14 protein-coding genes and 1 pseudogene are annotated in these 13,176 nt (G+C 69.3%); 10 read left to right on the top strand and 5 right to left on the bottom strand.

What is annotated here, in order from left to right:
- Nucleotides 1–17 precede the first annotated feature (17 nt).
- Nucleotides 18–1,379 carry a DEAD/DEAH box helicase gene (locus tag VF592_RS05045; RefSeq protein WP_331004522.1) on the top strand — a complete coding sequence of 454 codons (1,362 nt, stop codon included), beginning with the start codon at nt 18–20 and terminating at the stop codon, nt 1,377–1,379.
- Between the two features lie 48 nt (nt 1,380–1,427).
- Nucleotides 1,428–1,694, top strand: coding sequence for a hypothetical protein (locus tag VF592_RS05040; protein ID WP_331004521.1), 267 nt, complete (start codon nt 1,428–1,430; stop codon nt 1,692–1,694).
- A gap of 1 nt (nt 1,695) precedes the next feature.
- Here VF592_RS05040 and VF592_RS05035 read toward each other — a convergent pair whose 3' ends face one another.
- Nucleotides 1,696–2,361, bottom strand: coding sequence for a nitroreductase (locus VF592_RS05035; RefSeq protein ID WP_331004520.1), 666 nt, complete (start codon nt 2,359–2,361; stop codon nt 1,696–1,698).
- 72 nt (nt 2,362–2,433) lie between these two features.
- Between VF592_RS05035 and VF592_RS05030 the strand changes: the two genes are divergently transcribed.
- From VF592_RS05030 to VF592_RS05020, 3 genes are all read left to right on the top strand, one after another.
- Complete coding sequence (locus tag VF592_RS05030) at nt 2,434–3,603, top strand: acetyl-CoA C-acetyltransferase (RefSeq protein ID WP_331004519.1); 1,170 nt, start codon at nt 2,434–2,436, stop codon at nt 3,601–3,603.
- Nucleotides 3,604–3,625: 22 nt separating this feature from the next.
- Entirely contained in the window at nt 3,626–4,420 is a 795-nt protein-coding gene (locus VF592_RS05025; protein ID WP_331004518.1) for an SDR family NAD(P)-dependent oxidoreductase, read from the top strand.
- A gap of 124 nt (nt 4,421–4,544) precedes the next feature.
- Complete coding sequence (locus VF592_RS05020; RefSeq protein WP_331004517.1) at nt 4,545–4,991, top strand: acyl-CoA thioesterase; 447 nt, start codon at nt 4,545–4,547, stop codon at nt 4,989–4,991.
- A gap of 193 nt (nt 4,992–5,184) precedes the next feature.
- Here the strand turns inward: VF592_RS05020 and VF592_RS05015 are convergent, their stop codons facing one another.
- Complete coding sequence (locus tag VF592_RS05015) at nt 5,185–5,964, bottom strand: crotonase/enoyl-CoA hydratase family protein (RefSeq protein ID WP_331004516.1); 780 nt, start codon at nt 5,962–5,964, stop codon at nt 5,185–5,187.
- A gap of 93 nt (nt 5,965–6,057) precedes the next feature.
- Here VF592_RS05015 and VF592_RS05010 point away from each other — a divergent pair, with 93 nt between their 5' ends.
- Entirely contained in the window at nt 6,058–6,480 is a 423-nt protein-coding gene (locus VF592_RS05010) for a PaaI family thioesterase (protein ID WP_331004515.1), read from the top strand.
- Nucleotides 6,477–6,869 (top strand): PaaI family thioesterase, encoded by a 393-nt coding sequence (locus tag VF592_RS05005; protein ID WP_331004514.1) that lies wholly within the window; start codon nt 6,477–6,479, stop codon nt 6,867–6,869. The genes VF592_RS05010 and VF592_RS05005 overlap by 4 nt, the downstream gene beginning before the upstream one ends.
- 185 nt (nt 6,870–7,054) lie before the next feature.
- Here the strand turns inward: VF592_RS05005 and VF592_RS05000 are convergent, their stop codons facing one another.
- The 3 genes and pseudogenes from VF592_RS05000 to VF592_RS04990 all read right to left on the bottom strand — a co-directional run bounded on the left by VF592_RS05000 (nt 7,055) and on the right by VF592_RS04990 (nt 10,027).
- The gene (locus VF592_RS05000) at nt 7,055–7,537 is read right to left on the bottom strand and encodes a hypothetical protein (RefSeq protein ID WP_331004513.1); all 483 of its coding nucleotides are present in this window, start codon (nt 7,535–7,537) and stop codon (nt 7,055–7,057) included.
- 150 nt (nt 7,538–7,687) lie between these two features.
- Nucleotides 7,688–8,660: pseudogene (locus tag VF592_RS04995) on the bottom strand (PQQ-dependent sugar dehydrogenase).
- Nucleotides 8,661–8,887: 227 nt separating this feature from the next.
- Nucleotides 8,888–10,027: a PQQ-dependent sugar dehydrogenase gene (locus VF592_RS04990; RefSeq protein ID WP_331004512.1), complete on the bottom strand. Its 1,140-nt coding sequence runs from the start codon at nt 10,025–10,027 to the stop codon at nt 8,888–8,890.
- Nucleotides 10,028–10,205: 178 nt separating this feature from the next.
- On the opposite strand from VF592_RS04990, the gene rimP reads away from it, so the two are divergent.
- The 3 genes from rimP to VF592_RS04975 are packed head-to-tail and all read left to right on the top strand — an operon-like array spanning nt 10,206 to nt 13,175.
- Nucleotides 10,206–10,778, top strand: a complete 573-nt coding sequence (gene rimP / locus VF592_RS04985) for a ribosome maturation protein RimP (RefSeq protein WP_331004511.1) — start codon at nt 10,206–10,208, stop codon at nt 10,776–10,778.
- A complete protein-coding gene (gene nusA, locus VF592_RS04980; protein WP_331004510.1) occupies nt 10,778–12,445 on the top strand; it encodes a transcription termination factor NusA in 1,668 nt (555 codons plus the stop codon). The genes rimP and nusA overlap by 1 nt, the downstream gene beginning before the upstream one ends.
- On the top strand, nt 12,426–13,175 hold the full coding sequence (locus VF592_RS04975; RefSeq protein ID WP_331004509.1) for a DUF448 domain-containing protein: 750 nt from the start codon (nt 12,426–12,428) through the stop codon (nt 13,173–13,175). Before nusA ends, VF592_RS04975 begins: the two co-directional genes overlap by 20 nt.
- Nucleotide 13,176: the final 1 nt, after the last annotated feature.

The following is a 13,176-nucleotide window of genomic DNA, read 5'->3' as shown; positions in this document are numbered from 1 at the left end:
CTATGAGTGCCATTCCAATGAACTTTCAGCAACTCGGCCTGGCCGAGCCCCTCGTTCGCGCGCTCGCCGCGCGCAACTACACCACCCCCACGCCCATCCAGGCGCAGTCGATTCCGACCCTGCTCGAGGGCCGCGACCTGCTCGGCATCGCCCAGACCGGCACCGGCAAGACGGCGGCCTTCGTGCTGCCCTCGATCCAGCGCCTCGTCGCCGAGCCCAAGCGCGTCCTGCCTTATCATTGCCGGATGCTCGTCCTCGCGCCCACCCGCGAGCTCGCCTCGCAGATCGCCGAGTCCGCGCGCGGCTACGGCCAATTCTCCAAGATGGCGGTCGCCACCGTCTTCGGCGGCACCTCGATCAACAAGAACCGCCAGGACATGAGCCGGGGCGTCGACATCCTCGTCGCCACGCCGGGCCGCCTCCTCGACCTGGTCGAGCAGCGTTTCGTCAACCTGACCATGGTCGAGATCCTCGTCCTGGACGAGGCCGACCAGATGCTCGACCTCGGCTTCATCCACGCGCTCCGCAAGATCGCCCGGATGCTGCCCAAGGCGCGTCAGACCCTGTTCTTCTCGGCCACGATGCCCGCCGCGATCCGCGAGCTGGCCGACCAGTTCCTGCGCGATCCGGTCACCGTGTCGATCAAGCCCGCGGCGACCACCGCCGAGCGCGTCGACCAGTCGGTGACTTTCGTCAACCAGGCGGAAAAGCAGGCGCTGCTGACGCTCACCCTCGCCGATCCGGCGGTCGAGCGCGCGCTCGTCTTCACCCGCACCAAGCACGGCGCGGACCGCGTCGTGAAGCTGCTGGCGGGCAACGGCATCGCGTCCAATGCCATTCACGGCAACAAGTCGCAGCCCCAGCGCGAGCGCGCCCTGGCCGAGTTCAAGGACGGCCGCGTCAAGATCCTCGTCGCCACCGACATCGCCGCGCGCGGCATCGACGTGTCGGGGGTCAGCCATGTGGTGAATTTCGAGCTGCCCAACGTCGCCGAGCAATATGTCCACCGCATCGGCCGTACCGCCCGCGCGGGCAAGTCGGGCATCGCCATCGCCTTTTGCGCCGAGGACGAGCGGCCTTACTTGCGCGACATCGAGAAGCTGACCCGCCAGAAGGTGGCGGTCGTCGCGCTGCCGGAGGATTTCCTCGCCCAGGCCAACCGCATCAAGGCCGAGCGCGTCAAGGCGATCGGCGCCGATCCGGCGCCGCGCGACGAGCGTCAGCGCGGCCAGCGCCCGCCCGCCCGTCCCCGCGCCACCCACTCGCCCGTGCCCAGCGCCCAGTCGCGCCAGTACGGCCGTCCCTCGCGCAGCGGCGGCGGCAACGGCCGCAGCGGTGGCAGTCGTCCCGGGGGCGCCCGTCCGAGCGCGCAGGGATAAAAGTGCGCGCTTGGGGGTTCCTCTCCTGAACCGAAAAGAGGGACCCCCATGGACGTCAGCAACCGACCCGTCGCCGAACGCATCGCCCGCGTCCTCGCCGGCCAGCGCATCAGCATCAACGCCGAGGGGACCGAGGAATCGGCCAGCCCCCAGGTCGAACAGGTCTGGCGCGAATATCTCCCCGATGCCGCCGCCGTGCTCCGCACGCTGCGCGAACCCGATGCCCGCATGGCGGCCGCCGGCGACGTCGCGGTCTGGGAACGCATGATCCTCACCGCGATCGAGGACACCAAGCCCCAGGGCTCGACCTTCTGATCTAGGCGACCACCGTCAGCCACTCCGCCTCGGGGGCCCGCTCGCTGCGAAGGCGGTTGGCGGGCTCGTCCGGGTCCTCATGGCCGACGGCCACCCCGCAGAACAGCATCCGCTCGGCCGGCGTGCCCAGGAACGCGGTCACCGTGTCGGGATACATGGCCCAGCATTCCTGCGGGCAGGTCGCCAGCCCCGCCTCGACGCTCAGCAGCATCAGGTTCTGCAGGTACATGCCCAGGTCCGCCCATTGCGGCGGTCCCATCCCCCGGTCGACCGTGACGAACCACGCGGCCGGCGCCCCGAAGAACTGGAAATTGCGCGCGAACCAGCGCAGCCGCGCCGTCTTGTCGCCGCGCGGGATGCCGATGTGCCCATACATGGCCTCGCCCACCGCGAAGCGCCGGTCGCGATACGCGCCGCCCAGCTCGCGCGGATAGATGTCGTATGCCGCCTGCTCCAGCCGCCCGCTCGCCAGCGTGTCGGCCATGATCGCCTTCAGCCGCGCCATCGCCCCGCCCTGGACGATGTCGACATGCCAGGGTTGCAGATTGCCCCCCGTCGCCGCCCGCGCCGCCTTCAGCGCCAGGTCGCGCAGCATCGCCAGCGGGACCGCCTGGTCCAGGAACCCGCGCACCGACCGCCGCGCCGCGACCGCTTCCGAAAGCTGCATATCCTCACCCCTTGCCGTTCGCGCCGATCTGCGCGAAACGGGGCGGGATAACAACTGTTACGGAGCGGGTTCATGGCCGAAGCATATATCGTCGAGGCGGTACGCACCGCCGGTGGCCGTCGCGGCGGCCGGCTCGCGGGCTGGCACCCCAGCGACATGGCGGGCGCGGTGCTCAATGCGATCGTCGACCGCACGGGGATGGACCCGGCCGCGGTCGAGGACGTCATCATGGGCTGCGTCAGCCAGGGCGGCGAGCAGAGCTTTCAGATCGGCCGCAATGCCGTGCTGTCGTCCAAGCTGCCCGAAAGCGTTCCCGCCGTCACGATCGACCGCCAGTGCGGATCGTCGCAACAGGCGATCCAGTTCGCCGCCCAAGCGGTGATGTCGGGCACCCAGGACGTGGTGATCGCGGCGGGCGTCGAATCGATGACGCGCGTGCCCATGGGATCGACCGGCATGCTCTTCCGCGAGGCCGGGCTCGGCCGCGCCAAGTCGCCGCGCCAGCACGAACGCTATCCCGACATCGAGTTCAGCCAGTTCATGGGCGCCGAGATGATCGCGAAGAAGCATGGCTTCGACCGCGAACAGCTCGACGCCTATGCGCTCGAGTCGCACCGCCGCGCCGCCGCCGCCACGACACGCGGCGACTTCCGGGACGAGATCGTCGGGCTCGAGATCGAGACGCCCGAGGGCATGATCATCCACGACCGTGACGAGGGCATCCGCGCCGATTCCACCATGGAGTCGATCGGCGCGGTCAAGCTCCTCAAGGAAGGCGGCGTCATCTCCGCCGCCAATGCCAGCCAGATCTGCGACGGTGCCTCGGCCGTGCTCGTCGTGTCGGAGCGCGCGCTCAAGGAGCACGGGCTGACGCCGCTGGCGCGCGTCCACAACCTCACCGTCACCGCCGGCGATCCGGTCATCATGCTGGAAGAGCCGCTATTCGCGACCGACAAGGCATTGAAGCGCGCGGGCATGCGCATCGACGAGATCGACCTGTACGAGGTGAACGAGGCCTTCGCCTCCGTGCCGCTGGCCTGGATGAAGCATGTCGGCGCCGATCCGGCCAAACTGAACGTCAACGGCGGCGCCATCGCGCTCGGCCATCCGCTCGGCGCGTCGGGGACCAAGCTGATGGCGACCCTTGTCCACGCGCTCCACAAGCGCGGGCTGCGCTACGGCCTCCAGACGATGTGCGAAGGCGGCGGCATCGCCAACGTCACCATCGTCGAGCGGCTCTGACTTTCACGCGAGGAATACCGGAATGGTCATCGACAACAATGTCGCCGCCGTCGTCACCGGCGGCGCGTCGGGGCTCGGCGAGGCCACCGCCCGCGCGCTCGCCGCCAAGGGCGCCAAGGTCGCCATCTTCGACCTGCAGCGCGAAAAGGGCGAGGCGGTCGCGGCGGACATCGGCGGCATCTTCTGCGAGGTGAACGTCACCTCCGACGAGAGCGTCGACGCCGGCTTCGCCCGCGCGCGACAGGCGCATGGCCAGGAGCGGGTGCTCGTCAACTGCGCGGGCACGGGCAACGCGATCAAGACCGCGAGCCGCTCCAAGGAGGACGGCTCGATCAAGCATTTCCCGCTCGACGCGTTCAACTGGATCATCCAGATCAACCTGGTCGGCACCTTCCGCTGCATCGCCAAATCGGCGGCGGGAATGCTCACGCTCGACCCGATCGATACTGAAAACGGGGGCGGCGAACGCGGCGCGATCGTCAACACCGCGAGCGTCGCGGCGGAGGACGGCCAGATGGGCCAGGCCGCTTATTCCGCGTCCAAGGGCGGCGTGGTCGGCATGACCCTCCCCATCGCGCGCGACCTGATGGGCGAGGGCATCCGCGTGAACTGCATCCTGCCCGGCATCTTCGAGACCCCGCTGATGAACGGCGCCCCCCAGCCGGTGAAGGACGCGCTCGCGGCGTCGGTGCCCTTCCCCAAGCGGCTCGGCATCCCCGCCGAATATGCCCATCTCGCGCTGACGATGATCGAGAACGGCTATTTCAACGGCGAGGACGTGCGGTTGGATGGTGCCATTCGGATGGCGCCGCGGTAAGCCGCAGGGCGGGTTTGTGTCGCCTCGGCGCAAGACTCGCCCAAGGCCGGCCGGCGCGGCCCTGCCGCGTCCGACGACTCGGGATTTACTCCCGAGTCGGCAACCCACGCTTGAGAGGAAGTCCTTGCCCCGTCCCGCCCCCTGGCGCCTAGACCCCGCCGCCTACCCCCATAGCGGGCCGATCCAGACGCGCTTCCAGGACATGGACGTGCTCGGCCACCTCAACAACGTCGCCTTCGCCGCGCTGTTCGAGACCGCGCGCACCAAGTTCAATCGCGAAGCCGAGCTCTGGGGCAAGCGCTTCAGCGGCCGGCGCGCGGTCGTCGCGCAGATGGAGATCAACTATCTCGCCGAGGGCAGCTACCCGGAGGATGTCGAGATCGCGACTGGCATCGGCGACATCGGCGGGCGCAGCTGGGCGATCCTGGCCTGCATGTTCCAGGAGGGCCGCCCCATCGCCACCTGCGACGTGGTGATCGTCATGGACAAGGACGAGGCGGGGGGCGGCCTGCCCGACCTTTTCAAGCAACGGCTCATGGAGTTCAGGGTCCGCGAGGGCCGACCGCGGTAAGTTCGTCGAACGGCAGACAAGTTCACGCGAGGACGCGGAGGCGCGAAGAGGGCGGCCCGCCGCGTCGGCGGCCTTCGACGGAACCGACGTGAACAAAGATACGGACCGCTGAAACGATCAGGATAAAGCTGCCTCGCGCGATCTCTCCGCGCCTCCGCGCGACCCCGACTTCGTCCCGATCGACGGCGAGAACTCAGTCCTCGAACACCGCCGCGCGCTTCTCCATGTTGGCGCGCACCTGCTCGACCTGGTTGGGTTTGCGGATGACCGCGAGTTGCTCGACCGTCTCCGCCTCCAGCACCGCCGCCGCGTCGCCGTCCGCCGCGAGATTGTAGAGCCGCTTGGCCCCGCGCGTCGCATGGGGGTTGCGCGCCGCGATCGCCCGCGCCAGCGCGAACGCCTCGCCAAGCGGGTCGTCCGCGACCCGCGTCACGAAGCCCAGCCGCGCCGCCTCCGCGCCGTCGAACTCGCGGCCCGTATAGGTCAGCTCGCGCAATACGTCGTCGCGCGCCAGCGTGCGCCACAGCGCGACGCCGGCCATGTCGGGCACCAGCCCCCAATGGCTTTCCCGGATCGCGAAGCGCGTCGCCGGCGCGGCGATGCGGATGTCCGCCCCCGACATGATCTGGAAACCGCCGCCGAACGCGACGCCGTGGACCGCCGCGATCACCGGCATGGGCAGCGTCCGCCAGCCCCAGCTCACCTGCTGCGCCTTGTTCGCCACGCCCCAATCGCGGTCCACCAGGTCGAGCCCCGACCCGCCCGTCATGCTCGCCATGTCGAGCCCCGCGCAGAAAGCCCGCCCCTCGCCCGACAGCACCGCGACGCGCACCGCGTCCATTCCCGCCAGCCGGTCGATCGCCGCCACGATCCCGTCGAACATGGCGGGGTCCAGCGCGTTCATCTTGTCGGCCCGGTTCAGCCGCACATCGGCGATACCGTCCGCCACGGCGATGGTCACGCGATCGGTCATTCCGCTCTCCTCGGGGGCGTTGGTAGACGCAGGGCGGAGCGCCCGCAATCGCGGCGGTTGCTCTCGCCCCGCCACCCGCTAGAGCCCGAGCGGATGAGCTTCGACGTACGCGCCTTCGCCTCGCACCGCTTCGGCGGCCATGGAGGCCGCCTGGGGATCGGCTATCACGATCACGGCCCCGACTGGGCCGAACTCGCCCTCCCCTATGCGCTCGACCTGGTCGGCGATGTCGAGCGCGGGGTGCTCGCCTCGGGGCCGATCATCACGCTGATGGACATGGCGACCAGCCTGTCGGCCTGGGCGAAGCGGGGCGCCTTCGTGCCGCACGCGACGCTCGACCTGCGCATCGACTATCTCCGCCCCGCGACGCCGGGCCGCACCGTGATCGGGCGCGGCGAATGCTATCGCCTCACCCGCGCCATCGCGTTCGTGCGCGGGCAGGCGCATGACGGTGATCCCGACGACCCGATCGCGCATGTCGCGGGCACCTACATGACCCTGGACGCCCAGCCATGACGCTGCCCCCCTATGCCGATGTGCTCGGGATCGTGGTCGAGCCCGGATCGGACGACGCGGATGGCGCCCCGGTGCTGGTCATGCCCTTCACCGACGATGTGGTCGGCCGACCCGGCTTCCTCCACGGCGGCGCGATTTCGGGGCTGCTGGAAATGGCCGCCATCGCCGCGCTGACCCATGCGTTGCGCGAGGAAGGCGGCGGCCGGATCAAGCCGGTGGGCGTCACGGTCGACTTCATGCGCGGCGGCCGCGACAAGCCCACCCGCGCCGCCGGCCGCGTCACCCGGCTGGGCGGCCGCGTCGCCAATGTCGAGGCGACCGCCTGGCAGGACGACCCCACCCGCCCGATCGCCTCCGCGCGGATGAACTACCTGCTCGTCCGGCCGTAGATGGGGAAGGTCGTGCATGGAGCGGCGGGAAGTGGTGGTTTGCAGACCGGCAGCTCCAGCCTGAGATGGCTGGAGCTGCCGGCCTCGGCTTGGGACGCGAGAGACCACCTGATCATGGCGGTAATCGCAGACGGCCAGGAGCTCCCCTGTTCACGCGACGCACGAGGTCTCGATCTCCCGATAGGCTAATCTGATTTGCTCTGCACCTGCAGCCGTTTTATGTTAAGAGCAACGCGACTGCCTACCTCGGTGACGGTTTGTGTTGTGGATACCAGTCCAGCAGCGTGAAGAACTCGAAATGTTGCATGGGGTATCCGCTTTCGTGTTCTACGGGCTATCCGATCGTCGGGAAAAGGCTCATCAAAGACGCGAACCAACTCTCGCTGCTGTGCGGATGTAAGTGACAGGTGCAACTGCGACTTCCTTTCCTCTTCGAATTTCGCACGCGCTATCTGATTACCAGATGGACTATGCGCATAACGCAGCGCCTCCTCGATCCAGCATTTAACAAATGCTTCTTGCTTTATTGAAAGGTCGGTAAGACCAATTCGATACTCTTTAAACGTGGGAACAGCGACCGCCCGGCAAAACGCTTCCGCGATACGCTCGGTCAATTCACCCTCCTCGAAAGGCGGCTTCGGCTTTTTTACCTTGTTCTTCCCCGACACGTTTCTGCAACTCCCATGGCTTCGATATTTGGGAAAGTTTTCGCCGTCCCAGGATCGTAAAGGCGAGTCGAGTTTTAGCGGGTTCTCCCGACCGCATAAGCGTCCGAGTTTGAAGCGAGAGCCGCCATTGCCGACTATGATCTCCCCTCCCTAAGCCGGATCAAGCCGGACCAGCCGTCCCGCGCCGCCATCCTCCAGCACCCAGATCGCGCCGTCGGGCCCCTGCTCCACCTCGCGGATGCGCGCGCCGAGCGGGATGCGCGCCGCTTCGGTCGCGGTGGCGCCCGACACGCGCACCCGGACGATCGCCTGCGCGGTCAGCCCGGCCAGCACGAAATCGCCGTTCCACCCGGCAAAGCGCGTGCCGGTGTATTGGATCATCCCGCCCGGCGCGATCACCGGGGTCCAGCTGAACAGCGGCGCCGCGAAGTCGGGGCGGGTCGTATGGCGTGGCAGCACCTCGCCGTCATCGCCTTCCGACACCACGCGCCACCCGTAATTGCGCCCGCGTTCGACCAGGTTGAACTCGTCGCCGCCTTCCGGCCCCATCTCGCTCTCGAACAGGCGCCCGTCGCCGGCGAAGACTAGGCCGTACGGGTTGCGATGGCCCAGCGACCATATCTCCGCGCGGGCGCCCGCCGTCCCGGCGAACGGTCCGCCCGCCGGGATCGTCCCGTCCGGGTTGATCCGCACGATCTTGCCGAGCGTGCCTCCCGGATCCTGCGCCGGGGCGCCCTGGTGCCGCTCGCCCGCCGTCACGAACAACAGGCCGTCGGGCGAAAAGGCCATGCGCCCGCCATAATGCCGGTCGTCGACGACCTTGGGCCCCTGCCGCCAGATCACCTCGACGCCGCCGAGCACGCCGCCGGCCGCGTCCAGCGTCAGTGTGCCGGGCGCCACCGCCAGCCGCGCCGCCCGTCCCGGCTTCGGCGAAGCTCAGATAGACGCGGCGATTGGCGGCGAAATCCGGGTCGAGCACCACGTCGAGCAGCCCGCCCTGCCCCTGCGTCGCCACGGCGGGCACCCCGCTTACGGGCGCCGATATCTGCCCGGCGGTGGTCACCACGCGCAACCGCCCGCCGCGCTCGGTCACGAGCAGCCGTCCGTCGGGGAGGAACACCATCGCCCAGGGATTGCCGAACGTCGCCACAACGGTACGCGTCACCGCGCCGGTGACGGGGGTCGGCGACGGCGTGCCGCTGGGCGAGGGGCTCGGCGACGGACTGGGCGAGGGGGTCGGCCCCGGCGTCGACACCGGATCGGGCGCCGCGCCCTCGTCACCGCCGCACCCCGCCAAGGTCAGGGGCATGGTCAGGGCCAGTGCCGCCAGGGCGAGGCGCCGGCGCCCGCTCACCGCGCCGCGGTCGGCGTCAGCTTCAGCAGCCGGCCCGCCGACCCGCGCCCGCCATCCTCCAGCACCCAGATCGCGCCGTCGGGGCCCTGCTCGACCTCGCGGATGCGCGCGCCCATGTCCCACTGATCGCCCTTGGCCGCGTTCGTCCCGTTCAGGTCGACGCGCACCAGCGCCTTGGACGACAGCCCGCCGATGAAGGCGTCGCCGCGCCATTGCGGGAACAGCGACCCCGAATAGATCATCAGCCCGCCCGGCGAGATGACGGGCGTCCAGTTGACCTTGTACCGCTCCAGATCGGGGCGCGTGGCATGGTCGGGGATCGGGCGTCCATCATAATGGTCGCCGTCCGACACCAGCGGATAGCCGTAATTGCGGCCCGGCAGGATCAGGTTGAGCTCGTCACCGCCCTTGGGACCCATTTCCTGCTCCCACAGATTGCCCTGCGCGTCGAAGGCGATGCCGAGCAGGTTGCGATGGCCATAGCTCCACACCTCGGGCGCGAAACCTTTCGCCGCGAGCGGGTTGCCCGGCGCGGGCTTGCCGTCGAGCGTCAGCCTGAGCACCTTGCCCAGCGTGGCCTTGGGGTCCTGCGCGGGGGTGAATTGCTGCCGCTCGCCATTGGTGAAGAACAGGTGCCGGCCGTCGGGGGCGAAGGCGATGCGCCCCGAATAATGGCCGTCCCCCTCCACGAAGGGCCGCGCGGTGAACAAGGTCTCGACGCCGTCCAGCCGCGCGGTCGTGCCGATCGCCGCCAGCCGCCCGCGCGCCAGCACCACGCCCTTGCCGCCCGGCCCACCGGTGGAATAGCTGAAATATACCCGGTTCGACCGGGCGAAATCGGGCGCGAGGACGACGTCCATCAGCCCGCCCTGCCCCGCGTCGTCGACCGCGGGCGTACCCGCCACCGTCATGCGCGACTTGCCGTCGGCCGCGACGAGCAGCAGCCGCCCGTCCTTTTCGGTCACCAGCATCCGCCCGTCGGCCAGGAACGTCATGGCCCAGGGCGCGTCGAAATCGGCGACCGGGGTGGCGGTGAAGGGCCGGCCGGCCGCCTGCCCGCCCGCCCGTTGCGATTCGGCGGGCCCCGAACAGGCGATCAGCACGAAGGGAATGGCGGCGAACAGGGAACGGCGCATCGGGGATCATACTCCTGATCTGGGTCAACCCGCCAACGCGTGGAGCCGCCCGAAGGATGCACCCTTGCCCGGCGGGCCGCTTCGCCGTATATCGCGAGAGCTTTCTCGACATCGTCAGCGGTGAAGAGGCTGCGGGGCTCGCTCCGCGGCGGCGCCCACCCGCATCCGGACCACCCGCTTGACCGACCTCGCCCATCTCCACCGGCTGATCGAACCCGAAGCCCAGTCGCTAGGCTTCGCGCTGGTGCGCGTGCGCATGATCGGCGGCAAGTCGGACCCGACCCTGCAGGTGATGGCGGAACGCCCCGACACGCGCCAGCTGACCATCGACGATTGCGCCGACCTGTCGCGCCGCATCTCCGACCGGCTCGACGCGCTGGAGGCCGAGGGCCGCGACCCGATCGAGGAAGCCTATCGGCTGGAGGTGTCGAGCCCCGGCATCGATCGCCCGCTCACCCGGTTGAACGATTTTACCGACTGGGCCGGGCACGAGGCGCGCATCCATCTCGACGCGCCGGTCGACGGCCGCAAGCAGCTGACCGGCGACCTGGTCGGGGTCGAGGGCGACCGGATCACGATCGACGTGAAGAAGCACGGCCCCATGACGATCGGCTTCGCCCAGGTCGCCGACGCCAAGCTGCTGCTCACCGACCGGCTCATCGCCGCCACCAGGCCCCTGTCGATCGAGGGGGCCGACGAATTCGAACCGGACGCGGACGAAGAGCCGCGGGAAGAAGAGGAACAAGCATAATGGCCGCCCCAGCTAATTCCGGCGCCCCCGCCAGTGCCACCGCGAACCGCGCGGAACTGATCGCGATTGCCAATTCGGTCGCCACCGAGAAGATGATCGACCGCGCCATCGTGATCGAGGCGATGGAGGACGCGATCCAGCGCGCCGCCAAGAACCGCTACGGCGCCGAGATGGAGATCCGCGCCAAGCTGGACTCCACCACCGGCGACCTGCGCCTGTGGCGCGTCGTCGAGGTGGTCGAGCTGGTCGACGACATCTACAAGCAGGTCGATGTCGCGGGCGCGCAGAAGCTGCAGGCGGGCGCCGTCGTCGGCGACTATCTCGTCGATCCGCTGCCCCCGATCGAATTCGGCCGCATCCAGGCCCAGGCGTCCAAGCAGATCATCTTCCAGAAGGTCCGCGACGCCGAGCGCGCGCGCCAATATGAGGAGTTCAAGGACCGCCAGGGCGAGATCATCACCGGCGTCGTCAAGCGCGTCGAGTTCGGCCATGTCGTCGTCGACCTGGGCCGCGCGGAGGGCGTGATCCGCCGCGACGCGCAGATCCCGCGCGAGGTGGTGCGCGTCAACGACCGCATCCGCGCGCTCATCCTCAAGGTCTCGCCCGAGGTCCGCGGTCCCCAGATCTTCCTCAGCCGCGCGCATCCCGACTTCATGAAAAAGCTGTTCGCGCAGGAAGTGCCCGAAATCTACGACGGCATCATCACCATCATGGCCGCCGCCCGCGATCCCGGTTCGCGCGCCAAGATCGGCGTGATCAGCCGCGACTCGTCGATCGATCCCGTCGGCGCCTGCGTCGGCATGAAGGGCAGCCGCGTCCAGGCGGTCGTTCAGGAGATGCAGGGCGAGAAGATCGACATCATTCCCTGGTCGCCCGACATCGCCACCTTCGTCGTCAACGCGCTCCAGCCCGCCAGCGTCAGCCGCGTGCTGATCGACGAGGAGGAGGAGCGGATCGAGGTGGTCGTCCCCGACGATCAGCTGTCGCTCGCCATCGGCCGTCGCGGCCAGAACGTCCGCCTCGCGTCGCAGCTCACCGCCAAGGCGATCGACATCATGACCGAGGCCGACGCCTCGGAGAAGCGCCAGCGCGAATTCACCCAGAATACCGAGCTGTTCCAGGGCGAGCTCGACGTCGACGAGACGCTCGCCCAGCTCCTTGTCGCGGAAGGCTTCGGCCAGCTGGAGGAGGTGGCCTATGTCGAGATCGAGGAGCTCGCCGCGATCGAGGGCTTTGACGAGGATCTGGCGCAGGAGCTCCAGAGCCGCGCGCAGGAAGCGCTCGACCGCCGCGAACAGGCCGCTCGCGACGAGCGCATCGCTTTGGGCGTCGAGGACGCGCTCGCCGGGATGCCGCATCTGACCGAGGCGATGCTCGTCACGCTCGGCAAGGCGGGGATCAAGACGCTCGACGACCTGGCCGACCTCGCCACCGACGAGCTGGTCGAGAAGAAGCGCGTCGAGCCGCGCCGCCGCAACGAGGACGCGCCCAAGCGTCCCGAGCACAAGGGCGGCATCCTGGCCCAGTACGGATTGTCGGACGAGCAGGGCAACGAGATCATCATGGCCGCCCGCGCGCACTGGTTCGAGGACGAGCCGGCGGACGACGCTACGCCCGCCGCGCCCGCCACGACCGAGGAGGACGCGCATGCGGACTCCGGACAATGACACCCCGCGACTAGCAGCGGACGGCCCGGGGCAGGCGGCGGACGGCCCCGTCCGCCGCTGCATCCTGGCGGGCGAGCGGGCGGGGCGGGACAGCCTGGTCCGCCTCGCGCTCGGCCCCGACGGCCAGGTCCATCCCGACGTGCGCGCCAAGGCGCCGGGCCGGGGCGCGTGGATCGGCGTCACCCGCGCCGAGCTGGAGGCCGCGCTCGTCAAGGGCCGGCTGCGCGGCGCGCTGGCGCGCGCGTTCAAGGGCGGTGACTTCACCGTCGACGCTGACCTGCCCGGGCGCATCGCCGATGCGCTGGAACGCAACGCGATGGACAGGCTAGGGCTCGAGGCCAAGAGCGGCACGCTCATCACGGGGTCCGACAAGATCGAGGGCGCGGCGCGCGGCGGGCAGCTCCGCGCGCTTTATCACGCCGCCGATGCGCGCGACGACGGGATGCGCAAGCTGGCGCAAGGCTGGCGCGTCGGGTCGGACCGCGAGGGATCGGACCTCAAGGGGTTGGTTCTGCCTTTTCCCCGCACCATATTGTCGATGGCGCTCGGGCGCGAGAATGTTGTACATATCGGTCTGACCGACCGCGCTGCGGCGAAGCGGGTGGGCGAAGCGCTCGACCGCTGGCTGCATTACATCGGCCCTGACTCCCTTGTGGCACCTTGCGAAACGGCCTCGCAGGGCGCATCGGCGCTCCCGGCTTCGGGCGTGCCTTCGGCCGCGAATAACTGAG

Origin of the sequence: Sphingomonas sp. (assembly GCF_036388435.1) — a bacterium.
Taxonomy (GTDB): domain Bacteria; phylum Pseudomonadota; class Alphaproteobacteria; order Sphingomonadales; family Sphingomonadaceae; genus Sphingomonas.
This window is presented reverse-complemented; position numbering and strand designations above follow the sequence as displayed.

Excerpts from the sequence above, each read along its gene's own strand:
- VF592_RS05040 (WP_331004521.1), top strand. The coding sequence starts at position 1,428 with ATGGACGTCAGCAACCGACCCGTCGCCGAACGCATCGCCCGCGTCCTC.
- VF592_RS04990 (WP_331004512.1), bottom strand. The coding sequence starts at position 10,027 with ATGCGCCGTTCCCTGTTCGCCGCCATTCCCTTCGTGCTGATCGCCTGT.
- VF592_RS05035 (WP_331004520.1), bottom strand. The coding sequence starts at position 2,361 with ATGCAGCTTTCGGAAGCGGTCGCGGCGCGGCGGTCGGTGCGCGGGTTC.
- VF592_RS05010 (WP_331004515.1), top strand. The coding sequence starts at position 6,058 with ATGAGCTTCGACGTACGCGCCTTCGCCTCGCACCGCTTCGGCGGCCAT.
- VF592_RS05015 (WP_331004516.1), bottom strand. The coding sequence starts at position 5,964 with ATGACCGATCGCGTGACCATCGCCGTGGCGGACGGTATCGCCGATGTG.
- nusA (WP_331004510.1), top strand. The coding sequence starts at position 10,778 with ATGGCCGCCCCAGCTAATTCCGGCGCCCCCGCCAGTGCCACCGCGAAC.
- VF592_RS04975 (WP_331004509.1), top strand. The coding sequence starts at position 12,426 with ATGCGGACTCCGGACAATGACACCCCGCGACTAGCAGCGGACGGCCCG.
- VF592_RS05005 (WP_331004514.1), top strand. The coding sequence starts at position 6,477 with ATGACGCTGCCCCCCTATGCCGATGTGCTCGGGATCGTGGTCGAGCCC.
- VF592_RS05025 (WP_331004518.1), top strand. The coding sequence starts at position 3,626 with ATGGTCATCGACAACAATGTCGCCGCCGTCGTCACCGGCGGCGCGTCG.
- VF592_RS05045 (WP_331004522.1), top strand. The coding sequence starts at position 18 with ATGAACTTTCAGCAACTCGGCCTGGCCGAGCCCCTCGTTCGCGCGCTC.
- VF592_RS05030 (WP_331004519.1), top strand. The coding sequence starts at position 2,434 with ATGGCCGAAGCATATATCGTCGAGGCGGTACGCACCGCCGGTGGCCGT.